The sequence below is a fragment of the Actinokineospora inagensis DSM 44258 genome (assembly GCF_000482865.1).
Lineage (GTDB): Bacteria > Actinomycetota > Actinomycetes > Mycobacteriales > Pseudonocardiaceae > Actinokineospora > Actinokineospora inagensis.
In genome coordinates this window covers 13,445-38,158 of record NZ_KI519522.1, presented here as the reverse complement: position 1 = coordinate 38,158, position 24,714 = coordinate 13,445, and the positions used below count along the sequence as shown (strand labels likewise).

Here is a 24,714-nt window from a genome sequence, read left to right as displayed (position 1 = left end):
TTGTCGGGGTGTCCACAGGTCTGGGGCATGCCCTCTTGACAAACCGTGTCTCGCGCTAGTTTCAGGAATGGGCCCCGGCGCCCCGGGTGGGCGGGCTCCTGCCTGGACCACGACGGCGCTGAAGTCAAGCGTGCGGTGGGCTCAATCGGGCGTGGGTGTGGTGGTTGTGCACAGGTCGTCGGGGTGTCCACAGCCAGCGATCAGACCCCCTTGACAAGCCGGGGATCGCGATATGTTCAGGAATGGGCCCCGGTGCCCCAGGTGGGTGGGCCCCTGTCTGGACCACGGCGGGCGCTGAAGTCAAGGGCGAGAGCGGGTGAAAGCGCGGATCGGGTGGACGTGTGGGAGGAGGTGAAGGGGGAGAGAGAGGGGGGACCAGCGGGGCGGTGGGCGAGGGCAGTGGGGCGGGGACGGGGGGTCAGCGGACTTCGGCGCGGGTGCCGGTTTCGCGGATTTTGGTGGCGAGGGCTTCGGCGTCGTCGTGGGGGAGGGCGGGGCCGATGGCGATGGGGGGTTCGGAGTCGACGAGGTCGCGGGCTTCTTTGAGGGTGAGGCCGAGTTGTTCGCGGAGGACTTTGATCAACTGGATGCGGAACTCGCCGACCTCGGTGATGACGACGTCGAAGCCGACTCGGCGGACGCTGACGACCTCGGAGAGGTGCAGGTAGCCGTCGAGGGCGGTGGGGTCGCGTTGGACGAGGGTGGCGAGGCGGTCGACGGAGGGGTCGTCGGTGATGTGGGCGACGGTCTTGTCCGGGCTGGTGGCGAGGAGGGCGTCGCGCGAGTCGACGATTTCGCGGTAGAAGTCGGGGCGGCGGTATTGGAGGATGAGGAGGTCGAGGAGGACCTGCGGGTCGTAGGCGTTCGGGCCGTCGAAGATCTCTTTGGCGAGTTCGTTGTTGAGCAGGAACGAGTTGACGAACCGCTTGAGGCGGCGCGGGTTCAGGTCCATCTCGGCGATGACGGCGGTGACCTCGGGGTCTTCCTCGGGCATCAGCGAACGCACGTAGCCTGCGGCGGCGGCCCTGGTGATCGGGGGCAGCCAGAACGGCACCTGGACGATCTTGTCCAGGTACACCTCGCTGATGCCCTTGTCCGCGTACCGGGTGTAGATGCTGGCGTGCAGCGCGTCGCGGTCGATGCCGAGGATGAAGACGCAGCCGCTGATGTTGAGGAACAGCTTGAGCGCTTCGAGGGTTTTGAGGATGTACTCGGGCAGGCAGCGGTCCAGGTCGTCGATGAAGAAGACCAGCCGGGTGGCGCCGCCCCCGGTGGCGCGGGAAAGCAGGTCGTCGAGGCGGTCGCGCAGGAGGATCTGCTGTTCGCGGGCGTTGAACCGCTCCTCGAAGAACAGCGTGCGGAGCCGGTCGAGGTCCGAGTTGCCGTCGATGACCGGCCGACCCCACTGGGTCAGGTCGGTGAACGCGCCTGCCACCGAGGTCAGCAGCTCGCGGACCTCGGTGTTCTTGGTCAGGTCCAACTGCGCGGCCATCGAGTGCAGCAGGCCGATCGCCGGGTTGTCGTCGAACTGGTGCTGCCAGGAGTCGAACCAGATGGTGCGGAAGCCCTCGGCGGGGTCCGCGTCCAGCTTGGCCTGCACCAGCCGCATGACCGTGGTCTTGCCGGTGCCCCAGGTGCCGTAGATGCCGATCACCAGCGGCGTGTCGCAGGCGCCGACGGCGCTGGCCAGCGCTCGGGCGATCTTGTCCCGGTTGAGCGAGTCCGTGGTCGCGGGCTCGTCGTTGCGGATCATCCCCATGGTCACCCGGTCTCCCCTCCAGTGGGCACCACTGTAGATCGGCTGCGGAGTCGAGTCGTTACTCGGCGTGAGGAATGGCGCGGAGCAGGGCGCGGAGGCCGTCGGCGTCGAGCAGGTCGGCCGGGCGGAGCGTGGTGTCCCGGCTGACGTAGTGGAAGGCGGCGCGGACCTGGTCGAGGGGGGTGCCGGACAGCCCAGCCCAGGCCAGCCGGTAGGCGGCGAGTTGGACGGTCAACGCCGGGAGCCGGTCGTCGTCGGGGACCCGGCCGGTTTTCCAGTCGACGACGGTCCAGCCGCCGTCGGGGTCGAGGAACACGGCGTCCATCCGGCCGCGGATGGCGATGCCGTCGATCTCGGTGGCGAACGGGACCTCGACCTCGTGCGGGGTGCGGTTGGCCCAGTCGCTGCGCAGGAACGCGTCGCGCAGGGCGTCGAGCTCGGTGTCCGGCGCGGCGTCGCCGTCGGCCGCGCCGGGCAGTTCGTCCAGGTCGAGCAGGGCGCGGGAGCCGAACCGGCGTTCCAGCCAGGCGTGGAAGGCGGTGCCGCGGCGGGCGACCGGGTTCGGCGGGTACGGCAGCGGGCGGCGCAATCGGCGGGCCAGCGCGTCCGGGTCGGTGGCGAGTTCGACGAGTTGGCTGACCGACAGGTGGTCGGGCAGCCGGACCTGCTCACGTCGACCACCGGAGGCGCGTTCGGCCAGCAGGACGTCGGTGTCGCGCACCCAGCCATCCGAGTCGTCACCGACGTCACCGTCGTCGTACTCCTCGCCCAGCCGCAGCGCCTCCAACTCGGCCCGCACCAGTTCGGCGCCGACCTCGACCTCGGACCGCCGGTCGCGCAAGGGGTCCGCGGGCCACGACGCGGACTTGACGGCGGTGGCCAGCGGGTTCTCCGCGCCTTCCTCCGGTTCCTCGGCCCAGACGTCCACGTGCGCGGTGAAGGTCTCCAGTTCGGTGAGGAAGTCCGACGGGCCGCGCGGGCTGCTGCCGGTGCGCGCCCACCAGTGCCCGGAGACGAACAGGGTGCGCTCGGAGCGGGTGAGGGCGACGTAGAACAGCCTGCGTTCCTCCAGCAGGCCGCGCTCGGCGAACTCCTCGTTGTGGATCTTCAGGGCCTGCTCGACCTCCTTGCGGTTCGCCGCGCCGGCCAGGTTCAGCCTGGGCAGGTCGACGGCGTCACCGCGCAGGTCGGCGGGCAGCTCGGTGACGGTGCGCAGCCAGCTCCCGCCGCGGCGGCCGCTGGGGAACACGTCGCCGACCACGTGCGGGACGGCGACGACCTCCCATTCCAGGCCCTTCGCCGAGTGGACGGTGACGATCTGCACCCGGTCCTCGGCGACCTCGACCTCACCCGGCTCCAGCCCGTCCTCGGCGGCCTCGGCGGTGGCCAGGTAGTCGAGCAGGGCGGCGAGGCTGGCGGACGGCGCGGCCTGGGCGTAGTCGGCGACGACGTCGGCGAACGCGTCCAGGTGCGCCCGGCCCGCGCCGCCCCGGCGGGCGGTGGCCTCGATGTCGAGCAGCATGGTGCGCTCGACGTCGGCGACCAGCTCCGGCAGCGGCTGGTCGAGCCTGCGGCGGAGCATGGTCAGCTCGCGGCCGAGGGAGCGGACGCGCTGGTAGCCGGTGGTGGAGTAGACGTCGGCGTCGCCGGGGTCGTCGATCGCGTCGACCAGTCCGGCCTGCTCGGCGCCCTCGCCGGGGACGAGGCTGCCCGGGTCGTTCACGTACGCCCCCGCGAGCACGCCCGCCCGGCGCCACAGGGCGGCCAGGTCGGCGGCGCCGACCCGCCAGCGGGATCCGGTGAGCAACCGGGCGGCGGCGGTGCCCGCGAGCGGGTCGATCAACACGCGCAGGGTGCTGACCAGGTCGCGCACCTCGGGTTCGTCCAGCAGGCCACCGAGACCGACGACCTCGACCGGCAACCCCCGTTCGCGCAAGGCGACCGCGAGATCGGACATGTCGGCGCGGCGGCGGACCAGCACGGCGGCGGTGGGCGGCTTGCCGCGCTCCTCGACGGCGGCGTGCCAGCGGTCGGCCACCTGGTTGGCCACCCACTGCACCTCGGTGTCCACATCGGACAACAGGGCGATCCGGATGTCGCCCGGCGGCGCGTCGTCGCGGGCGCGGAGCTCGTCCACCTCAAGACCGCAGGCGCGCAGCGGGGCGGAGACGGCGTTGGCGAGTTCGAGGACCTCGGGCGGGTTGCGGAAACTGGTGAGCAGACCGTAGCGGGTCGCGGGTTCCTTGCGGCCACGGTGTTTCTGCGGGAAGTCGGTGGTGAACCGGGGCAGGTTCGCCGCGCTCGCGCCACGCCAGCCGTAGATCGCCTGGGCGGGGTCGCCGACGGCGGTCACCGGCATCGGCTCCGCGTCGGGGTACTCCAGGGAACTGCCGAACAGGGACCGCAGCAGCACGCGCTGGGAATGGCCGGTGTCCTGGTACTCGTCGAGCAGCACGGCGCCGAACCGGGACCGTTCCCCTTGCACCACTTCGGGATGACCCGCCGCGAGCCTCGCCGCGAGGGACATCTGGTCGCCGAAGTCCAGCGCTCCCTCACGTCGCTTGCGGTCGGCGTAGGCGGCGACCAACGGCAGCAACGCGACCCGGAACCGTTGCGCGACAAGGACCCGCTGCAGATCTTGGGACGGTTCCGCGCGTTGCCCCTTGGCCCGTGGCGCGCTTTCGACGGCGGCGCACAGGGCTTCGGCGTGCGCGCGGAGCGCGTCCGGCTCGACCAGGTGCTCGGCGAGCTCACCGGCCAGGGACAACAGGTACTGGGTGACGGTCGCGGGCACGTAATCGGTGTCCAGGTCCTGCCCCCACGTGGACACCACCTTGTGCGCGGTCTGCCACGACGCCGTCTCGGTGAGCAACCGGGCCCCCGGCTCCACCGGCAACCGCAACCCGTGCTCGGCGACCAGCCTCCCCGCGTACGCGTGGTAGGTGAGGATCGTCGGCTCACCGGCGAACACGGCGGCCCTGCGCTCACCGGTCGGGTCCAACTTGTCCAACAGCCGCGCCCCGGCGAGCCTGCGCAACCGCGCCCGCACCCGATCAGCGAGCTGCCGGGCCGCCTTGCGGGTGAAGGTGAGCCCCAGCACCCGATCCGGGGTGACCAACCCGTTCGCCACCAACCACACCACACGACCGGCCATCGTCTCGGTCTTGCCCGCCCCCGCCCCCGCCACCACCAACGCGGGCTCCGCGGGCGCCGCGATGACCTCCGCCTGCTCCCGAGTCGGCGCCGCCAACCCCAACTCGGCGGCCAACTCACGGGGGCTGACCAGCGCCAACCCGGGCAGCGGCAGGCTCACCGCACACCCCACCCGCTCGCCACCATGCCCCCCAATCTACCTCGCCGAACCGCTGAGACCCCCGGCTCACACCAGTCGATCACCCGGTCCAGGGGTCGCACACCAGGTCTCGGAGGTCGATGTGGAGTGGGGTTGGGCGGTTCACCTTGAGGATGCCGCTGGTCTGCGTGGTTTCCCGGTAGAAGCCGTGGGTGAGTTCGAAGACGCGGGCGGTGAGTGGTGGGCCGGGGTCGATCAGCCAGAGGTTCGGGATGCCCGCCTTAGCGTACTGGGCGGGCTTGGTGAACAGGTCGACGCGTTTGGTGCTGGGAGAGTGGATCTCCACCGCCAGCAGGACATCCCGGGCGTGGATGCTGTCGGAGTGGAAGGTCTCGGCGGGGGTGATGATCAGGTCGGGGGCGCGCACGGTGGGCAGCGGGAAGTCGAGGTTGACGTCGACGTCATTGAAGGCGAGCAGGAATGGCGGGAGTTGCGGGAAGATCAAGTTGGATAGCCGGCTGTTGGCGTACTGATGTCTGTGTGATGGGCGCGCGCTCACGCGAAGGATGCCTTCGTCTAGTTCGTACACGAAGGAGTCCGACGGCAACGAAGCGTACTGTTGCAGCGTGAGCCGCCGTCCGCTGTGGGCCTCTATTGAACTCATGGCATCCATTAGCGGGAAACCGACAGCGGAATGCAAGCCCAGTAATCAGTTGCGGAGGTGGCAACTTTTATTCGGTCACCTGGCGGCCGCTGGGGTGGAGGGGGCAGGCGGTGCGGACGGGGCAGCGGGGGCAGTCCGGGTTCTCGTAGGCGGTGTAGTCGGGGCCGACGGTGGCGGCGGCGGCTTCGCGGACGGTGGTCAGCCACTGGTCGGCGGACTCGTCGCGGACGGGGGACTGGGTGCGTTCGGTGGCGCCGGTTTTCTTGTTGGCCTTCGAGACGTACAGCAGGCGGGCGCCGCCGGGGTCGGTGCCGACGTCGGAGAAGGCACCGTAGGCGACGGCGAGTTGGTAGACGGCGAGTTGCGGGTGTTCTTCGGCGTCGTTCGCGCTCACCGGGGATTTGCCGGTTTTGATGTCGACGATGACCGGGCGGCCCTCGGAATCGACTTCGAGGCGGTCGACGCGGCCCGCGACCGTGATGCCGTCCGGCAATTCGACTTTCACTTCGCGTTCCACGGCGACCTGTGTCAATTCCGAGCGGGTGTTGCGCAGCCAGCTCAGGAACGTGTCGACCATGGCGCGGACGCGTTGTTGTTCGCGGCGGGAGAACCAGGGGGCGCCCGCGTCGACGGAACTCCAGGCGCGGTCGAGTTCGGCCATCAGCTCGGCGCGGGTGGCACCGGCCGCGGCGGCTTGGGCGAGGGCGTGCACGAGGGTCCCGGTGACGGCGGCGAGTTCGGCCGGGTCCTGGCCGCCGTGCCGCTCGACCATCCAGCGCAGCGGGCACTTGACCAGGATTTCCACTGTGGACGGTGACACGCGCACCGGTTCGTCGTGGGCGCGCAACGGCGCGACCGAGGACAACGCGGGCAGCCCGTACCAACTGTCCGGGTGCGCGCCGGGGACCCCCGCCGAGGCCAACCGCGCGAGTTGACGGGCGGCGAGTCCACGACGCGCTTGGTCGGCGCCCGCGTCGCACACGACTTGGCGCAGCTCCCCCACCAGGTCGGCGAGCACCAAAGCACGTTCCTGCTCGGCCATCGGTACCGGCATATCGGTGTCGGCGGTCTCGGCGCCCGCGAGTTCGGCGAGGAACCGCGACGGCTGTTCCTCCTCCCCGCGCACCGCGCTGACCAGCAGCTTCGACCGGGCGCGGGACGCGGCGACGAGCAGCAGGCGGCGTTCCTCGGCCAGCAGCGGCGCGACGGCGGACACCTCTTCGCCGCGGACCCCGGCGAGCAGGTCGACGAGCCGCTCGACACCGAGCAGCGAGCCGCGCAGCCGCAGGTCCGGCCAGGCGCCCTCCTGCACGCCGGGCACGGCGACGACTGTCCACTCGCGACCGGCGGCGGCGTGCGCGGTCAGTACCGCGACGGCGTCGCCCTGCGGGGCGGTGGGCGCCAGGGTGTCCCCGGCGATCCGTTGCGACCCGATGTTCGCCACGAACCCGGCCACGTCGGCCCCGGGGAACCGTTCGGCGAACCGTTGCGCGGCGTGGAAGAGGGCGACGACGGCGTCCAAATCCCGGTCGGCCTGCGCGCCGACCGGTCCGCCCCGGGAGGCGGTGCTGACCCAGCGGACCTCCAGCCCGCTGGCCTGCCACACGTCCCAGAGGATCTGCTCCAGCCCGACGCCCTCCTCGATTCCCTTGCGCGCCAAGGAGATCAGGCCGCCGACGCGGCGGACCGGGCCCGCCTCGGTGTCGGCGAGGGCGGCGAGCCGGTCGTCGTCGTTGAGGACGTCGACCAGGAGTTCGTCGCTGGACTTGTCGCCGCCGGAGGTCAGTTCGAGCCTGCGCAGGCCGCGGCGCAACCGCCGCAGCGCCAACGGGTCCGCGCCGCCGAGCTGCGAGGCGAGCAGCATCTCGGCCATCGCCGGGTCCAGCAGCGCGGGTACCGCGGCGCACCGCAGCAACGCCAGCAGCGGGCGCACGGCCGGTTGCTGCGACAGCGGCAGCTCATCCCCTGGCGCCGCTACGGGAACCCCCGCCGCCGCGAGCGCCCGGTGCAGGACCGGCAACGACCTCGTCGCCGACCGCACGAGCACCGCCATCTCCGCCCACGGCACCTCGTCGATCAGGTGCGCGCGCCGGAGTTGGTTCGCCACCCAGGAAGCCTCGGCGGCGGCCGACGGGTGCAGCCGGACCGTGACGGTGCCGCCGTTGTCGCGTCCTTTGTCGATCCGCCGCGCGCCGCCGGGCAGTCGGGCGGCGAGGTGGGACACGGCTTTGCGCACCGCTGGGGCCATCCGGTGGCCGGACCCGAGCAAAACCGTGCCGCCGCCGGGGTCCGCGTCGCGCAGTAAAGCCGGATCGGCGCCGCGGAAGGAGAAGATGGCCTGGTCGGGGTCACCCGCGACGACGAACTCCTTCGCGGCGGTGCCCAGGGTGCGCAGCAGGGCGTACTGCAGGGGGTCGAGGTGCTGGGCGTCGTCGACGAGCAAGTAGCGGACCCTGGCGCGTTCGGTGGACAGCAGTTCGGTGTCGGTGTCGAAGGCCAGCAGCGCGCTGGCGACGAGCTCGGCGGCGTCGAGGGCGGGCGCGGTCGTGTGCGCGATGCCGGTGTCCGCCGACCCGAGCAGCAGCGTGACCTGTTCGTACTGCCTGCCGAACCGGCCTGCCGCGACCCATTCCTCGCGGCCTTCCCTGCTGCCCAGCTCCATGAGGTCTTCGGGGCCCAAACCGCGCTCGGACGCGCGCAGGATGAGGTCGCGCAGCTCCTCGGCGAAGCCGGGCACGGACAGCGCGGGGCGCAGCCGTTCGGGCCAGTGCCGGGCGCCCATGTCGAGATCGCCTTCGAGCAGCTCGCGGATCACCGCGTCCTGTTCGGGGCCGGACAGCAACCGGGGTCCGGGGCCGTCGTGCAGCATCGCCTGGATGCGCAGCACAGCGAAGGCGTACGAGTGCACGGTGCGCACCAGGGGTTCGCGCACGGTGCGCGGGGCGCCCTGGTCGGTGAGCAGCGCGGTGATGCGTCCACGCAGGTCAGCGGCGGCGCGGCGGCTGGCGGTGAGCACCAGGAGCTGCTCGGGGTCGACCCCGCCGCGCAAGATCCGGTCGGCCGCCAGCTCGGCCAGCAGGGTCGTCTTGCCGCTGCCGGGACCGCCCAGGACCCGGACGAAACCGTCGGCACCCGCGAGCACCCGCTGGGCGTCCTCGGTCCACCGGGGGGTGCGGCCGCGCGGCAGCGGGACGCGGACCAGCCGCGGCGCGAGCGAGGACTTCCCGGCGACCATCCGCCGATTGGACCACGGCCGCCCACCCGTCCCCGCGGCGGCACGCCGGGCCGGACCATCCCGGCCATGTCCGCCGTCGGGCGCACGGCCTGGAGCGCGCTGGTTCGACCGGGAACACACTGGTGGTCCGAGCCGTTCGGCAACAGTGAGCCGGTCTGTGGATTCGTGGGGTGAGGGTGTGGACGAGGAACTGCACGAGCGGGTGCGGGAGACGATCAGGTCGATCCCGGAGGGGACCGTGGCCACCTACGGCGACATCGCCGGGCTGACCAGAGCGCCGTCGCCGCGGTTGATCGGGCGGATCTTGTCCGAGGACGGGCACGACCTGCCCTGGCACCGGGTGTTGCGGGCGAACGGGACCCCGGCCCCGCACCTGGCCGAGGAGCAACTCGCCCGGTTGCGGGCGGAGGGGGTGCTCGCCGACGGCGACAAGGTCGACCTGCGTCGCCATCGGTGGCCGGAGGTGGCGGCGGAGCCGGAGCCAGGGTTGTTCGACTGAACAGGTCCTCGAATTGCGCTTTCCGATCAGTTCCGTTTGCCCGCGGACGGGTCGAGGCCGAGCATGTCCAGCAGGCGTGAGCAGTCGGCCGCGTCGGCGGCGTGGTCGGCCACCGTGCGGGCCGCCCGGCTGCACTGCTCGGCGTTGTGCAGGGACTCGACCTCTCGTGCCGCGGCGATCCTGGTCGGGGACGTCGGTGTCCCGTTCGCGAGCGTCATGGCGCACCTTCCTGCGACGGCAGGCACGCGATGGGCGTCGAGGAAGCCCACAGGGTTTCGCGTGACTGCTGAAGTGGCGTCACTCTTTCAGCCCAATGGCCGCGCCGCAAGGGGTCGAACGGACCCGCTTGGTTAAGCCTGATCGCTATTCCCGGTCACGTTCCGCGTTTGGTCGACCACGATCACTGCTGCTTGATGCGCCTTCTCGTGAACGCCACCAGGCCCGCGACCAGCAACAACGCTCCGGCGACAACGGCGATGAGACCTACGTCCATATTTCCTGGACGTTTCGCGGCGGCACCGGTTGCCCGGTGCGGGTGGGCCGATTTCCGGTCCACCCGAATCGGTTAGTGAGAAATCAACGAACTCGCGCCTCCACGTCGGCGAGCAGGGCGGCGACTTCGGTCGAACCGGTCATGGCCGCCGCCAAACGCAGGTGCGGAAGGGCCTGCGCGTGCCGGCCGCGCCGGGCCAGTGTCCGGCCCAACAAGGTCAACGCGAAGGTGTCGGTCGGATCGAGCTCGACCAGGGTGCGGGCCACTTTCTCGGCTTTTCCGAGTGCGGCCGAGTGGAAATGCGCGCGGGCCAACTCGGTCAACACCGCGCGGTTCGCCGGTTCCGCCGCGGCGGCCTCGGTGAGGTGGCGCGCGGCGGTGGACGGGTCGCCGCCGTCGAGATAACGGCGACCGATGTCGAACGCGGTCATTCAGTCCTCCACTCTCAGGTCGGCGGCCGTGCGGTGGGCGACCGGGATCTGGCCGAGCCGCCCGGCCTGGTAGTCCTCGAACGCCTGGATGATCTCCTGGCGGGTGTTCATCACGAACGGCCCGTAGCGGGCGACCGGTTCGTTGATCGGCTGACCGCCCAGCACCAGCACCTCCCAGTTCGCCGAGTTGCCCGGCTGGGTGTCGGCGGCCCGCAGGGTCAGCGCCCGACCGGACCGGCCGAACACGGCGAGCTCGCCCTCGTCGAGCGGCCTGCCCTCGCGGCCGACGGTGCCACGGCCGGAAAGCACGTAGACCATCGCGTTGAAGTGCTCCGGCCACGGCATGGTCAGCCGCGCGCCGGGGGCCACCGTGGCGTGCAGGTAGGTGATCGGGGTGTAGGTGGAACCCGGCCCGTGGTAACCGGCCAGGTCGCCCGCGATGACGCGGACCAGGGCGCCACCGTCGTCGCTCGCCAGGAGCGTGACGTCCCGCGCGGCGATGTCCTGGTACCTCGGTTCCGCCATCTTCAGCGCGCGCGGCAGGTTCACCCAGAGCTGCACGCCGTGGAACAGGCCGCCCTTGGCGACCATGTCCTGCGGTGGCACCTCGTTGTGCAGGATGCCCCGGGCCGCGGTCATCCACTGGGTGGCGCCGTCGGTGATGAGACCGCCGCCGCCGATGGAGTCGGTGTGCTGCATCGCGCCGTCGATCATGTAGGTGACCGTCTCGAAGCCGCGGTGCGGGTGCCAGGGGGCGCCCTTGGCCTCGCCGGGGCCGTACTCGACGGCGCCCATGTGGTCGAGCAGCAGGAACGGGTCCGCCTGCGCCAGGTCGACGCCGGGGAACGGGCGCCGGACCTGGAAGCCCTCGCCCTCCAGGAACTTCTCGGCCCGGACGGTGCGCGCGACCGGCCGCCACGCGGTGTCCGGCTCGGACAGCAGCGGCAGGCGGGGCAGGGTCAGCGGGTCCGCGGTGACAGCGGGCACGGGAGCCTCCTCCCACTTCCAGGGCCACCCCGGTGGCGGCCACAGCCCGGTCAACCTAGTTGCGTGCTCAATTATTCCGCGCGGTCAGCGCTGCGGCCACATCGAGTAGACGAGGTTCTCGTCGTCGGTGCAGACGACCTGCGGGAGCGCCGGTTCGAGGACCTGGTTGCAGCGCATCGGTCCGATGAGGTGCGGCGCCAAGCCGGTCCGCGGGGTGGGGCGCGCGGTGTAGTAGTCGAACAGGATCGCGGCGGCCTGGTCGCAGGTGAGCCTGCCCGCCGGGGTGTCGACGACGACGGCGAGCATGTCCTTGCCCAGCGCGCCCCGGAACGTCTTGTCGCAGTACTGCGCGGGTGCGCTCTCGTCGATGGTCGGCATCGGCGGGTACGAGGTCGCGGTGGTCGTCGTCGCGCGTTTGGTGGTGACACGCGCGCTCGTGGTGCGTGTGGACGTCCCGGTGGTGGACGTGACCGCCGTGGACGTCTCGGTGGTCGACGACTCGGTGGCGGAGCCGGCAGCGCTGCCGGTGACCGGGCTGGAACAGGCGGTGACCAGGGTCGCGACCAGGGCGCCCAACACCAGGATTGACCTCATGCCCGCTGCTTCGACCGCGCGGCCCCACCCGTTACGCCGGTTGCGACCGGTCGCCCCGGGAAGGTCCACTGCGGACGCGATGATCCACGATCGGTGGAATCCGGTGCGCGGAACGGGGCATCCGCCCTTCCCAGCCCCTACGGTTTCCCGCGTGCTCCTGCGCCCCCTCGTCCTGTTCCTGCTCGCCGCCGCCCTCACCTCCTGCGCCACCGTGTCGACAGCCGAGCCGAGCAGGCCGAAACCGGCGCTCGTGCGCGAACAGGTCAACCCGGCGACCGCCACCGCCGCCCCGACGACGACCACCCGGTCGCGGCAGCCCGGCCTGATGGTGGGGTCCCCCAAGACGGTCCCGGACGACATCGACTGCGCCCAGTTCACCCCGCTGATCAACAAGGCGACCGGGGTGAAGGCGGAGCCGCTGGACTCGTCGGCGCAACTGTGCCGGTACCGGCTGCCGTACCCGCGCGGCACGACGAACGTGTCGGTGATGTTCCGCGCCGAGCCACCCGGCACGCCGAGCTACGTGCGCACCGCCGACATGTACGGCAACACCGCGTACCAGGTCGTCGGGGTCGACTCGGCCGCGTGCGGGTACGCCGTGGCGCTGGACCCCTACCTGGCGGCCAACGAGCGGGGCTCGCACCTGACCGTGCTGGGCAGCTTCGAGAACAACCCGTGCGGGGTGGCCCGCAAGATCATCGACGCGATCTTCGAGCGGCTGCCGGACACTCCCGTTTAGACCCCCGCGTGCGCGAGGCTGGGCACCTTGGCCTCGGCGGTGGTGCGGCGCAGGTAGCAGAACCAGGTGAGCACGGCGAGCGCAACGTAAGCGCCGATGAACACGCCGAGCGCCGAGGTCGACCAGGTGGCGTGCGCGGCGGCGGCCGCCTTCTTCGCGGCGACGGTCTTGGCGCCTGCGACCGCCGTGCCGACCGGGAGGCTCGCCACCCGGAACACCTGCTGCACCAGGAACCCGCCGAAAGCACCGACGGCACCGGCGATCCCGATGACCGCCGCCCCCATCCGCTTGTAGCGCAACGCCGTCACCGGGTCGTCGGACTCCTGGCGGCCGAGCGTGCCGAAGATCACCGGGATCATCCGGTACGTGGAACCGTTGCCCGCACCGGACAACGCGAAGATCAGCAGGTACGAGCCGAAGAACACCGCGAAGTTCCGCTGGGTCACGCCCAACACCGCGACACCGGTGCACAACGCCATCGCGACGAACACCCACATGGTCACCCGCGCCCCGCCGATCCGGTCGGACAGCCAGCCGCCGAACGGCCGGGTCACCGAGCCGACCAGCGCGCCGAGGAAACCCAGGCCCGCCAGGTAGGTGCCGATGAACGGGTGGTCGGCCAGGAACTCCGGGAAGGTCAGCTTGATCACCAGCGGTAGCGCGAACGAGAACCCGATGAACGAGCCGAACGTGCCGATGTAGAGCAGCGACATCACCCAGGTCTGGCCGCGGTTCAGGCAGGCCAGGTAGGCGCCGGGGTCGGACTTGGCCACGGTCAGGCTGTCCATGAACAGCCACGCGCACACGACCGCCGCGACGACGAACGGCAGCCACATCAGCCCGGCGTACGCGAGGTGCACCGGGTGGACCGGGTTCCTGGCCACCGCGTACGGCACCCCGATGATCACCACCAGCGGGGTGAGCAACTGGACGACGGCGACGCCGAGGTTGCCGCCCGCCGCGTTGAGGCCGAGCGCCAATCCCTTGCGCCGCTCCGGGTAGAAGAACGAGATGTTGGCCATCGACGACGAGAAGTTGCCGCCGCCCAGTCCGGCCAGCGCCGAGGCCACCAGCAGGACGGTGAACTGGTCGTCGTGGGTCTGCTGCCGCAGCCAGTCGAAGTGGACCAACGCGGCCAGCGCCACCGTCGGGACCAGCAGCAGCGCCGCGCTGATCGCCGTCCACACGCGACCGCCGAACCGCGGCACCGCGAAGGTGTACGGGACGCGCAGCGCGGCGCCGACCAGGTTCGGCGCGGCGGTCAGCCAGAACAGCTCGCTCGGGGTGAACGCGGCGAACCCGGCGTTGGACAGGTTGAGCACGACCACCGACCACAGCACCCAGATGGAGAAGCCGAGGTGCTCGGCGAAAATCGAGAAGACCAGGTTGCGCCGGGCCACCCGCCTGCCGGTGGCGGCCCAGAACGCCTCGTCCTCGGGTGCCCAGTGCTCGATCCAGCGTTTCACGGCGGTTTCTCCCTGCTCAGGCGAGCCAGTCGCGGATGGTGTCGGCGCAGCTCCCGCAGCCGGTGGTGGCCCGGGTCCGGGCCGCCAGCGCGGGTAGGTCGGTGGCGCCCGACCGCCGGGCCGCGACGAGCCGGGCCTTGGTGACGGTGTTGCAGCGGCACACGACCGCGTCGTCGGGCAGGTCGTCGACCGAGCTCGTCGCCGCCGGGGCGCGGCCGAGCAGCATGGCGAGCCGGTCGGTCGGGGCGGGCGCGCCGGTGTCGTAGAACTGGGTGACCGCGGCCGCGGCGTCCGGCAGGCCGATGACCACGGCGCCGGTCACCCGGTCGTCAGTCAGCACGACCCTGGCGTAGCGGCCGCTCGCCGAGTCCTGCACCGCGACGACGTCACCGGAGTCTGCACTGTGGACATCGCCGAGCGCGGCGAGGTCCACCCCGCGGGCCTTGAGCCGGGTCACCGTCGGCGTTCCCCGGTACCGGGCGGCGGGATCGGCACCGGTCACCAGGTCGGCGAGGACGGCGGCCTGGTCCCACGCGGGTTGGACGAGACCGGCCTGGGTGCCCGGGTGGGTCGCGCAGTCGCCGATGGCGTGCACCCGGGGATCGCTGGTGCGCAACAGATCGTCGACGACCACCCCCCGGTCGACGACCAGACCGGCGGCCTCGGCCTGCGCGGTCTCCGGCCGGACCCCGGTGGCCACCACGACCAGCTCGGCCGGGACGGCGCTGCCGTCGTCCAGCTCGAGGCCGTCGCCGACCACGTGCCGGGCGGCGAGCCTGCCGAGCCGCACGTCGATGCCCAACCCGGTCAGCGTGCGGGCGAGCACGGCGCCGCCACCCGGGTCGAGTTGGCGTTCCATCAGGTGCCCGACCGGGTGGACCAGCGTGACCAGGCAGCCCCGGCCGAGCAGCCCGCGCGCCGCCTCGACGCCCAGCAGGCCGCCGCCCAGCACGGCGACCGGGGCGCCCGGCCGGACCTGGCGGAGGATCGCCGCGCAGTCGTCCAGTTCGCGGAACGTCGCCACATCCGGTGCCAGGGAACCGTTCTCGCCCCGCAGACCGTCCACCGGTGGCACCCACGCCCGGCTGCCGGTGGCCAGCACCAGCGCGTCGTAGTCCACAGAGGACTTGTCGGACAGCGTCACCACCCGCGCTTCCCGGTCGATCTCCCGCACGCTCACACCGGTGCGCAGGTCGACCTGGGCCTGTGACGCCCAATCCGCCGCGTGCAGGCTGATCGCGCCCGCGGGCATCGACCCGGCGAGTACCCCGGAGAGCAACACCCGGTTGTACGCGGGATGCGCCTCCGCGCCCACCACGGTCAGCGCCACGAGATCACCGGCCGGGTCGCGGCGGCGCACCTCGTCGGCGAACCGGGCACCGGCCATGCCGTACCCGACGACCACCACCCGGCGCGGGCTCACGCCGCCGCCAGCCGGACCGCGCAGACCTTGAACTCCGGCATCCGGCTGTGCGGGTCCAACGCCGGGTTGGTGATCAGGTTCGCCCGCTGCGCGCCGGGGAAGTGGAACGGGAGGAACACCGTGTCCAGGCGCATCGTGGCGTCGCAGCGGACCTTCGCGCGGGTGCGGCCCCGGCGGGACGACACCGTGGCGTAGCCGCCGTCGGCGAGCCCGGCCCTGGCCGCGGTGTCCGGGTGCACTTGGACGAACACCTCGGGTTCCGCTTCGGTCAGTTCGGCGACCAGCCGGGTCTGCGCGCCGGACTGGTAGTGCTGCAGGACCCGGCCGGTGGTGGCCAGCAACGGGAACTCGGCGTCGGCCGGTTCGGCGGGGCCGGTGTGGTCGACCGCGGCGAACCTGGCCCGGCCGTCCGGGTGGGCGAACCGGTCGAGGAACACCCGGGGCGAGCCGGGGTGGTCGGTGCCGGGCACCGGCCAGTGCAACGCCTCCCCCGCGCGCAGCCGCTGGTAGGTGACGCCGGAGTAGTCCGCCGGTCCACCCGCGGCGGCGCGGCGCAGTTCGTCGAACACGACCTCGGGGTCGGCGGGGAACCGTTCGGCGGGTTGACCGAGGCGGATCGCCAACTCCCGCAGCAGTTCCAGGTCGCCGCGCACCCCGTCGGGCGGCGTGACGGCCGGTTCCCGCAGCAGGACCCGGCCCTCCAGGTTGGTCATCGTGCCCGCCTCCTCCGCCCACTGGGTGACCGGGAACACGACGTCGGCGGCCGCGGCGGTCTCGGAGAGCACGAAGTCGGCGACCACCAACAGGTCCAAAGTAGACAGCCGGTCGGCGACGTGCGCGGACCGGGGCGCGGAGACCAGGATGTTGCTGCCGAACACCAGCAGCGCTTTCGGCCCATCCCCCAACGAGTCCAGCAGCTCGTAGGCGGAGCGGCCCGGTCCGGGTAGTGACTCGGCGGGCACGCCCCACACACCCGCGACGTGTTCCCGGGCGGCCGGGTCGGTGATCTTCCGGTACCCGGGGAGTTGGTCGGCCTTCTGCCCGTGTTCCCGACCGCCCTGCCCGTTGCCCTGTCCGGTCAGGCATCCGTAGCCGGACCCGGGTCTCCCCGGCAGCCCCAGGGCCAACGCGAGGTTGATCCACGCGGACACGGAATCGGTGCCGGTGGCGTGCTGTTCGGTGCCGCGACCGGTGAGGACGTGCGCGGAACCGGCCTGTGCCAACATGTCCGCGGCCCGGTGCTGGTCGTTGGCGGGGACACCGGTCACCCGCTCCACCCGCTCCGGCCACCACGCCGCCGCGACCCGCCAAGCGGCGTCGAAGCCCGAGGTCCGCTCGTCCACGTAGTCCTTGGCGAGATGCCCGTCGGCGACCACGGCGTGCAGGATTCCCAACGCCAGCGCCACATCCGTCCCGGGCCGTGGCCGCAGGTGCAGATCGGCGCGTTCGGCGGTCGCGGTGCGGCGCGGGTCGACGACGATGAGCCGCGCGCCCGCCAGGTGTTGGGTGAACGGCGGCATCGTCTCCGCCGGATTGGCGCCCACCAGCAGGATCGCGTCCGAGGCCGCCAGATCGGTGACCGGGAACGGCATCCCGCGGTCGAGTCCGAACGCGCGCGTCCCGGCCGCGGCGGCGGACGACATGCAGAACCGGCCGTTGTAGTCGATTTGCGCGGTACCGAGCGCGACCCGGGCGAACTTGCCGAGCAGGTAAGCCTTCTCGTTCGTCAGTCCGCCGCCGCCGAAGACCGCCACGGAGTCCGCGCCGGACGACGCCCGCAGGTCGCGCAGGGTGTTCGCGACGAAATCCAAGGCTGTGTCCCAGGACACAGGGTGCAACCGGCCGTCGCGGCGGAGCAGCGGCGAGGTGAGCCGCGCCGGAGTGGACAGCAGTTCGGCGGAAGTCCAGCCCTTCTGGCACAAACCGCCGCGGTTGGTCGGGAAATCGCGCGCGGACACGGTGGAACCGGTCAGCCGCATGCCGCATTGCAAGGCACAATACGGACAATGCGTGTCGGCCGTTCTCGTCACTCGGTCTCCCCCCGACCCCGACGGCGAAGTCAGCACCGGGACTAGGAGACCGCATGACCTGGCGGCTGTCCAGCGGCGGCGGGAGTAACTTTCCCCCTATCCGCGACTAGGGGTCGGTCAGATCAACTGGCCGATCGCCTGCGCGGCCCGCTCCAGACCGCGCATCGACCGGGGCGTCGACTTGGGGTGCAGCGCGTGGACGGCCAACCGGAACAGCAGCGCCCGCAACAGCGCCTGCGGCCACTCCGGCAGGTGCCCCCACCGCTTGGCGATCGCGTCGTCCGCGCCGCCCCAGGCCATCGCGTCCACCACGACCACCGCCGCCGCCCACTCCGGCGGCCGGAAGAACGCGGTGAAGTCGATGATCCCCGGCGCGGCGTCCCCGTCGAACAGGACGTTGCCGAACAGGTCGCCGTGCACCACCTGCGCGGTCAGCGTGACGTCCTTGCGGGACTCGGCGTACAGCTCGAACAACCGGCCGCCCAGCGCGGGCTCCAGTTTGACCTTCTTCTCCTCGCCCCAGGCCAACCGGTCGGCCAGCGCGAACACGTCGGCCCGCATGCCCAGGAAGCGCGGCCTGCGCAGTTCGGCGGTGGCCTTGTGCAGCCGCAGCGACGCCGAGATCACCTCGTCGTAGCGCGGCTCGGCGCGGCCGGGGATGAACCGGAACCCGACCCAGCCGCCGACGACGTAGCGGCCGTCGGAGGAGCGCACCGGCCGGGCCACCCGCAGCTCGGGGACCTCCAGCTCACCCAGGGTCTGCGCGACCCAGGACGCCTCGGCGGGGTTGACCGCCTGGCGCAGCGCGATGTCGTCGCACCGCCACACCGGGCCGTGCTCGATCAGCACCGGCTCGGCGTTCTTGGCGCCGAAGGCGGCCCGGACGTGCGGCGGCGGCGGGTTCCTCACGGGCGGGGACGCTACCTCGCCGGGGCACGCGCGCGCGGGCGCGACACGTGCCCCCGGTCGGTTGATCTTGTTGACACCCAACGGGAACGACCGCCACCAGCGGCGGCGCGCGTCCCCTTCCCAGTTGCCGTCTTCGCCGTCGACCATCTCCAGCAACGAGACACCACCGGGGAACGGCCCGCGGTGGGACCGTTCCCAGCGGCCAGTGCCAGCCGGTGTCAGTACGTGGGCAGGCTCGGGTCGACCTCGCGCGCCCAGCCGAGCACACCGCCGCCAACGTGCACCGCGTCCTTGAACCCCGCCCGGTGCAGCGCCGCGAGCGCCTCGGCCGACCGCTGCCCGGACTTGCAGTGCAGCACGATCTGCCGGTCGGTCGGCAACTCGGCCAGCGCGTCGCCGGAGAGGATCCGGTCCTTCGGGATCAGCGTGGCGCCCTCGATCCGGACGATCTCGTACTCGTGCGGCTCGCGGACGTCGATGAGGGCGAAGGTGTCGCCCCGGTCGAACTTCTCCTTGAGCTCGCGCGGGGTGATCGTCGAGCCCGCCGCGGCCGCCTGGGCCTCGTCGCTGACCACGCCGCAGAACGCGTCGTAGTCGATCAGGCCCTCGATCGGCTTGGTCTCCGGGTCCTTGCGGATCTTGATGGTCCGGTAGGACATCTCCAGCGCGTCGTAGACCATCAGCCTGCCCAGCAGCGGCTCGCCGATGCCGGTGATCAGCTTGATCGCCTCGGTGACCATGACCGACCCGATGGACGCGCACAGCACGCCGAGCACGCCACCCTCGGCGCAGGACGGGACCATGCCGGGCGGCGGCGGCACCGGGTAGAGGTCGCGGTAGTTGAGGCCCTTGCCGTTGGGCGCGTCCTCCCAGAACACGCTGACCTGGCCCTCGAACCGGAAGATCGAACCCCACACGTACGGCTTGCCCAGCAGCACGGCGGCGTCGTTGACCAGGTAGCGGGTAGCGAAGTTGTCCGTGCCGTCCAGGATCAGGTCGTACGGGGCGAACACGTCCAACGCGTTCTCGGTGGTCAACTGCTCCTGGTGCAGGTTCACCGTGACCAGCGGGTTGATCTCGGCGATGGACTCCTTGGCGGAGAGCGCCTTGGGCTTGCCGATGTCGGACTGGCCGTGGATGACCTGGCGCTGCAGGTTGGACTCGTCCACCACGTCGAAGTCGATGACACCCAGCGTGCCGACGCCTGCGGCGGCCAGGTACAGCAGGGCCGGGCTGCCCAGCCCACCCGCGCCGACGACCAGCACCTTGGCGTTCTTGAGCCGCTTCTGCCCGGCGACCCCGACATCGGGGATGATCAGGTGGCGGCTGTAGCGGGCCACCTCGTCCCTGGTCAGCTCCTCGGCTGGCTCCACCAGGGGCGGCAGACTGCCTGACATCGGCTCCTCCTACGACACGGGTGCACACCCAGTACTAGCCGGGTACAACACCAGCATCCCACCCCGGTCTTCCCGGCTCCCAGCATCCGGGAGGCAGCTCACCCCGCGGGACGGGCCTGCGGGTTCGGCCACGCGTTCGGCTTGCACACCAACCCGTCCGCCTTGACCGGGTCCGGGTTGCCCGCGGCCTTGTTGAGCTGGGCGACGTAGTTGTTGGCGACGCCGAAGCTCTGCTGCATCATCACCGGGGCCAGCGCGCCCGCCTGCGGGCAGCCGACGTGGCCGTTGCGGAAGGCGTGCCCGACCTCGTGGTTGATCGCGTACTGGCGGTAGCTGAGCATGTCGCCGTCGAAGGCGACCGCGCCCCGGCTCCACCGGGCCAGGTTGATCATCACCCGGTGCGCGCTGGACCGGTAGCAGGACGACTCGTACTTGATCGAGTACCCGCAGAGGTCTTCCCGGTGGATCGTGTTCGGCGTGGTCAGGCTGATCCGGAAGCTCGGGTTCGGGAAGTCGGCGCCGACCCGCTGCACCGAGATCTCGCCGAGGCCGGTCCAGCCGCGCGGGTCGTCCAGGGTCTGCTCGACCAGCCGGGCGAACGTGTCGTCGCCGCCGATCACGGTCGGGTCGATGCCGTCCTCGACGTCCACCGTGTAGGTGTAGAGCTTGGGGCCGGTGCCGACCTTCTGGCCGCTGCCCGGCACCACGTGCCACTGGCCGGTCCCCGCCTGGGTGTACGGGCCGCCGTTGGGCAGTTCCGCCGTGGGGATGTTCAGGTCAACCGGGGCGGAGGGGCGTTCGGTGACGTCCGGGGGTCCGTTGGAGCCGTCCGCCACGGGGTTCACCGTGCCCGCGGTGTTGGTCGCGCCGGACGCGTCCGCCGGTGTGGACCGGTCTTTGGCGGTCTGGACGGCGACCAGCACCGTCACCGCGATCAGCAGCGGCACCGCGTACAGCCGCCACCCATAGGTGGCGACGAACCCGCGCTTGCCCTGCTTGCCGCCCGTCGACCCGCGGCGTTCCGGTGACCACGAGGCGGCCAGCGGCTCAGCGGTGGCGCGTCTGCCCCGTCTGCTGGGACCGTCGCCGGACTCACCCGCCCGGTCCGACGCGGAGCGTGACGACCGGGTGGCCGTGTTCGGCTCGCCTTGCGTCATTCGGCTCACGCGCCCCAGGGTGCCACATCATCCCGTACTCGGTTGACGAGTGCCCTCACCGCGACGGTGCGTGTCACCAAGTGCCCGCCTCGACCGACTCCCACAGCCCGAGCACGGCGCGCGCGACCTCGACCGGGCGTTCCATCTGCGCCACGTGACCGGTGCGGGGGAGGACGAGCAGGCGGGCGTTGGGGATCAGCCGGGCGGTGCGCGGGGCCTTGCGGACCGTCATCAGCCGGTCCCGGTCGCCCCAGACCACCAAGGTGGGCGCCTGGACCTGGGGCAACGCCCGCCAGAGCGACCGCGCGCCGGTGACCAGCCACGCCCGGATCAGGCCGAGCGCGCTCGCCGCCAGCGCCGGACCGGCCCACACCATCCCGGCCCGCTCGGCGGCCTCCTCGGTCGCCTCCACGATCCGGCCCTCCTCGACCGCCCACGGCTCGGCGTAGCACAGGGTCAGCATCTGCATGGTCCGCTCGCGCGGGGTCAGCCCGGCCAGCGCCTGGCGCACCCGCCGCCCGACGACCGGGAGGAACGCCAGCGGCACCCGCCGGTCGGAGATCCGGCTGACCATCGGCCGCAGGTCCGGCACGGCGGGCGAGATCAGGGTGAGCGTGCGCACCAGGTCCGGGTGCCGGGCGGCCAGCAGGATGCTGATCGCGCCGCCCATCGAGTTGCCGAGCAGGTGCACCGGCCCCAGGTCGAGCCCGCGCAGCCAGTCGGACAGGGTCCTTGTGTGCGTCTCCAGGTCGAAGCCGTACCCGCTGGGCGGCTCGGTGCGACCGAAGCCGGGCAGGTCGACGGACGTGCCGGGGGCGTACCCGCGGAGCTGCGCGGCCAGGTCGGTCCAGTTGGTGGCCGACCCGCCGAGGCCGTGCACGTAGACGGCCGGGACATCACCCGATCCGGGGGTGCGGCGCACGTGCAGCCGGACCCCGCCGGACTCGACGACCTCGCCCGGCCACGCCGGTTGGGCGAGGTCGAGCGGCGGCAGCCCCGCCTCGGACAGCGGCACCGGCGCGAGCGGGCTGCGCCGGGCCTGGCCAACGTTCACCAAGCTCACCGGTCCAGTGTGCCCGCGATCCCCGGGGCTCGCCGCACCACGGCGTGCGTCACACTGGATACTTGTCGCGGAGCACAAACGTCAGCGATATTGCCTCGAACTCCGGATACCGGCGAGTACGGTCGACTCGGCCGTGAAGTAGGCGAGACGCGGCCCGGCGACACGGTGAACGAGGGTGGAGAAGCATGTCCGAGACGGTTCAGACCAGCGGGGTTGGTCGCGGCGCGAGACTGCCGCGCACCGCCCGGCGCGCCCAGTTGCTCGCCGCGGCCCAGGACGTGTTCGCGGCCAACGGCTACCACGCGGCGGGCATGGACGAGATCGCCGAGCGCGCCGGGGTCAGCAAGCCGGTGCTCTACCAGCACTTCCCCGGCAAGCTTGAGCTGTACATGGCGCTGCTGGACAAGCACGTCGACGAACTGGTCCGCCGGGTCACCGAGGCCATGGACACGACCAGCGACAACAAGACCAGGGTGCGCGGCGCGGTGGCCGCGTACTTCGACTTCGTCGACGGCGAGAGCCAGGCGTTCCGGCTGGTCTTCGAGTCCGACCTGCGCGGCGAGCCGCTGGTGCAGGACGCCATCGAGCGGGCGACCAGCGCCAGCGTCGACGCGATCGCGGCCACCATCACCGCGGACGCCAGCCTGGACGAGGCGCGGGCCCGGCTGCTCGCGGTCGGCCTGGTCGGAGCCAGCCAGGTGGCGGCGCGGGCGTGGCTGGCGGACAACCGGTCGCTGCCCAAGGACGAGGCGATCGGGCTGATCTCCAACCTCGCCTGGCGCGGTATCGGCGGCGGCTTCCCGTTCCACCCGCACGAGGCGCACGAGTAGGGGGAGGGCTCCCCCTGCCGAGCGGACCGCGGTTTCGGGCACGGTGGAGGCATGATCTTCACTGCGGCGGACGCGACGGCGCTGGGCGGCCGGGAGACCAACCAGGACGCCTGCCATTCCGGTGACCGGTTGTTGGCGGTGGCCGACGGGGTCGGCGGGGCACCTGCGGGCGACGTCGCGGCGGGGTTGGCGATCCAGACCGCGGTCGAGCGGCCCGGGGACACCCCCGAGTCCATCGTGTCGGCCGCCAACGCCGCCGTCCGCGCCCGTGGCGACGCCGACCCGAACACGACCGGTATGGGCACCACGTTCGACGTCGTGGTGATCGCCCGCTCCGGTGGACGGTGGGTGGTGCGCGGCGCCCACGTCGGCGACAGCGTCACCTTGGTGCACACGGACGGCATCCGCGTACTGACCAAGAGCCACACCTTGGCCAATGAACTGATCGCCGCCGGTCATCTCACCGAAGAAGAAGGCGAACGCCACCCGCAGAAGTCAGCCCTGGTAAGAGCCGTCGGTCTTGAACCGACGATCCGGCCTGACCTGTGGGAACTACCCGCCCACAGGGGCGACCGGTACATCCTGTGCAGCGACGGCCTCACCAACACCCTCGGTGACGGGCTCTGGCCGTTGTTGGTCGCGCTAAGAGGGGAAACTCCCGCCGTGTGCGCCAACGAACTGGTCCGCGCCGCGTGCCAAGCGGGCCCACGTGACAATGTGACAGCGGTAGTGGGTGATGTGCGCGGGGGTGCCGGTTGGCTGAACTGATCGTCGACTACCACGCGCTGCCCGAACCCCTGGTCATCCCACCCGCCGACCAGTTGTCCCTGGACCGCGACTTCCTGTCCGGCGGCACGGACGAACGCGTCTCCCGCGCCCCCAACGCGCCGTTCCTCCGCCACATGGACGGCCGGTGGTGGCTGGTCAACGGCCACGACAAACTGACCGTCTGGGTCGCCGCCGAAAGCCGCCGATTCACCATCGGCGAGCGCTGCGCGTTCCCCCTACCCGACGGCGAGACCGAGGTCCGGGTCTGGGACACCCGCGTCCGCCTCGAAGTCCGCGACTCGGCCAGATGGACGATGCCGGAAACAACCGGCCCGGAAACCATGACCGGCCTCAACGGAGCCGCCGTCCGCGTCGCATTGTTGCTCTCCCGCAAACCCCGCCACCGAACAGTCCTCGCCGCCTACTACCGCGAATACTTCACCCCCGGCACCGAGTCCCCCAAACCGCTGGACCGCACCCGAACCCGCCTCTGCCTGGGCCTGGCGTCATTCACGGCATTGGAGCGCGCCCTCGACGAGGTCGTCACCGAAATCTGGGGCGAACCCCAGGGCCACCGCCACGAACTCCCCGACTACCTCATCCGCGAACGCCTCCTGGTGGCGGCAGATCAAAACCTCGTCCCCCACCGCCTCTGCGGACACCGCTGAACACCTCCCACCACCCCTCATCAACAAAGCTCCACACATGCACCGCACCCCTCGAAGCCAACGCCCATATCGACGAAGCCCCACACCGGCACCGCGCGCCCAAAAACCCACCCCATATCGCCGAAGCGTCACTCCCGCACCGCACCCCCAAAAAAACCACTCCTGATCGACGAAGCCCCACATCTGCGCCGCGCGCCTCGGGACCCGCCGATGCCAACCGCCCGTTGTGGTGGAGTTGTTTTGTTTGGGGGGAGCGGTGGCCTAAGCCGGCTGGCGGGTAAGGCCACGCTTTCCAGTGGCCCCGCCTTTT

General features: G+C 71.6%; 21 protein-coding genes. 5 read left to right on the top strand and 16 right to left on the bottom strand.

Annotation, left to right across the window (positions count from 1 at the left end):
- Positions 1-418: 418 nt before the first annotated feature.
- From H504_RS0132205 to H504_RS0132190, 4 genes are all read right to left on the bottom strand, one after another.
- Positions 419-1,759, bottom strand: a complete 1,341-nt coding sequence (locus tag H504_RS0132205; RefSeq protein ID WP_245614550.1) for a ribosomal protein L7/L12 — start codon at positions 1,757-1,759, stop codon at positions 419-421.
- A 58-nt stretch (positions 1,760-1,817) separates the two neighbouring features.
- Entirely contained in the window at positions 1,818-5,072 is a 3,255-nt protein-coding gene (locus H504_RS0132200) for an ATP-dependent helicase (RefSeq protein ID WP_281173682.1), read from the bottom strand.
- A 79-nt stretch (positions 5,073-5,151) separates the two neighbouring features.
- Complete coding sequence (locus H504_RS38135) at positions 5,152-5,715, bottom strand: Uma2 family endonuclease (RefSeq protein WP_245614547.1); 564 nt, start codon at positions 5,713-5,715, stop codon at positions 5,152-5,154.
- A gap of 67 nt (positions 5,716-5,782) precedes the next feature.
- On the bottom strand, positions 5,783-8,950 hold the full coding sequence (locus H504_RS0132190; protein ID WP_026426158.1) for an ATP-dependent helicase: 3,168 nt from the start codon (positions 8,948-8,950) through the stop codon (positions 5,783-5,785).
- A gap of 178 nt (positions 8,951-9,128) precedes the next feature.
- Between H504_RS0132190 and H504_RS0132185 the strand changes: the two genes are divergently transcribed.
- The gene (locus H504_RS0132185) at positions 9,129-9,449 is read left to right on the top strand and encodes an MGMT family protein (protein ID WP_026426157.1); all 321 of its coding nucleotides are present in this window, start codon (positions 9,129-9,131) and stop codon (positions 9,447-9,449) included.
- A gap of 26 nt (positions 9,450-9,475) precedes the next feature.
- Here H504_RS0132185 and H504_RS38130 read toward each other — a convergent pair whose 3' ends face one another.
- The 5 genes from H504_RS38130 to H504_RS0132160 all read right to left on the bottom strand — a co-directional run bounded on the left by H504_RS38130 (position 9,476) and on the right by H504_RS0132160 (position 11,954).
- The gene (locus tag H504_RS38130) at positions 9,476-9,667 is read right to left on the bottom strand and encodes a hypothetical protein (RefSeq protein WP_035307289.1); all 192 of its coding nucleotides are present in this window, start codon (positions 9,665-9,667) and stop codon (positions 9,476-9,478) included.
- Positions 9,668-9,849: 182 nt separating this feature from the next.
- Entirely contained in the window at positions 9,850-9,942 is a 93-nt protein-coding gene (gene mprA / locus H504_RS40675; RefSeq protein ID WP_084468506.1) for an MprA protease, GlyGly-CTERM protein-sorting domain-containing form, read from the bottom strand.
- Positions 9,943-10,025: 83 nt separating this feature from the next.
- Positions 10,026-10,373 carry a tetratricopeptide repeat protein gene (locus H504_RS0132170; protein WP_026426156.1) on the bottom strand — a complete coding sequence of 116 codons (348 nt, stop codon included), beginning with the start codon at positions 10,371-10,373 and terminating at the stop codon, positions 10,026-10,028.
- Positions 10,374-11,360, bottom strand: coding sequence for a pirin family protein (locus H504_RS0132165; protein WP_026426155.1), 987 nt, complete (start codon positions 11,358-11,360; stop codon positions 10,374-10,376).
- An 84-nt stretch (positions 11,361-11,444) separates the two neighbouring features.
- Entirely contained in the window at positions 11,445-11,954 is a 510-nt protein-coding gene (locus H504_RS0132160) for a hypothetical protein (protein ID WP_026426154.1), read from the bottom strand.
- Between the two features lie 151 nt (positions 11,955-12,105).
- Between H504_RS0132160 and H504_RS0132155 the strand changes: the two genes are divergently transcribed.
- Positions 12,106-12,693 (top strand): hypothetical protein, encoded by a 588-nt coding sequence (locus H504_RS0132155; protein ID WP_026426153.1) that lies wholly within the window; start codon positions 12,106-12,108, stop codon positions 12,691-12,693.
- Here the strand turns inward: H504_RS0132155 and H504_RS38125 are convergent.
- The 7 genes from H504_RS38125 to H504_RS0132120 form a co-directional block, all read right to left on the bottom strand.
- On the bottom strand, positions 12,690-14,159 hold the full coding sequence (locus H504_RS38125) for an MFS transporter (protein WP_051386488.1): 1,470 nt from the start codon (positions 14,157-14,159) through the stop codon (positions 12,690-12,692). The two genes, H504_RS0132155 and H504_RS38125, sit on opposite strands and share 4 nt — an antisense overlap.
- Before the next feature lie 16 nt (positions 14,160-14,175).
- A complete protein-coding gene (locus tag H504_RS0132145) occupies positions 14,176-15,582 on the bottom strand; it encodes an FAD-dependent oxidoreductase (RefSeq protein ID WP_026426152.1) in 1,407 nt (468 codons plus the stop codon).
- Positions 15,579-17,612 (bottom strand): molybdopterin oxidoreductase family protein, encoded by a 2,034-nt coding sequence (locus tag H504_RS0132140; protein WP_026426151.1) that lies wholly within the window; start codon positions 17,610-17,612, stop codon positions 15,579-15,581. The genes H504_RS0132145 and H504_RS0132140 overlap by 4 nt, the downstream gene beginning before the upstream one ends.
- Positions 17,613-17,729: 117 nt before the next feature.
- Complete coding sequence (locus tag H504_RS0132135) at positions 17,730-18,521, bottom strand: TIGR02569 family protein (protein WP_026426150.1); 792 nt, start codon at positions 18,519-18,521, stop codon at positions 17,730-17,732.
- Positions 18,522-18,739: 218 nt separating this feature from the next.
- Positions 18,740-19,918: an adenylyltransferase/sulfurtransferase MoeZ gene (gene moeZ / locus H504_RS0132130; protein WP_026426149.1), complete on the bottom strand. Its 1,179-nt coding sequence runs from the start codon at positions 19,916-19,918 to the stop codon at positions 18,740-18,742.
- Positions 19,919-20,016: 98 nt separating this feature from the next.
- Positions 20,017-21,075: a DUF3152 domain-containing protein gene (locus H504_RS0132125; protein WP_026426148.1), complete on the bottom strand. Its 1,059-nt coding sequence runs from the start codon at positions 21,073-21,075 to the stop codon at positions 20,017-20,019.
- Positions 21,076-21,148: 73 nt separating this feature from the next.
- Positions 21,149-22,129 carry an alpha/beta fold hydrolase gene (locus H504_RS0132120; protein WP_035307286.1) on the bottom strand — a complete coding sequence of 327 codons (981 nt, stop codon included), beginning with the start codon at positions 22,127-22,129 and terminating at the stop codon, positions 21,149-21,151.
- 194 nt (positions 22,130-22,323) lie between these two features.
- On the opposite strand from H504_RS0132120, the gene H504_RS0132115 reads away from it, so the two are divergent.
- From H504_RS0132115 to H504_RS0132105, 3 genes are read left to right on the top strand one after another with little or no spacing between them, the layout of a single operon-like run.
- Entirely contained in the window at positions 22,324-22,968 is a 645-nt protein-coding gene (locus H504_RS0132115; protein WP_026426146.1) for a TetR/AcrR family transcriptional regulator, read from the top strand.
- 51 nt (positions 22,969-23,019) lie between these two features.
- The gene (locus tag H504_RS38120; protein ID WP_051386487.1) at positions 23,020-23,736 is read left to right on the top strand and encodes a PP2C family protein-serine/threonine phosphatase; all 717 of its coding nucleotides are present in this window, start codon (positions 23,020-23,022) and stop codon (positions 23,734-23,736) included.
- Positions 23,724-24,404, top strand: a complete 681-nt coding sequence (locus H504_RS0132105; protein WP_026426145.1) for a hypothetical protein — start codon at positions 23,724-23,726, stop codon at positions 24,402-24,404. Before H504_RS38120 ends, H504_RS0132105 begins: the two co-directional genes overlap by 13 nt.
- Positions 24,405-24,714: the final 310 nt, after the last annotated feature.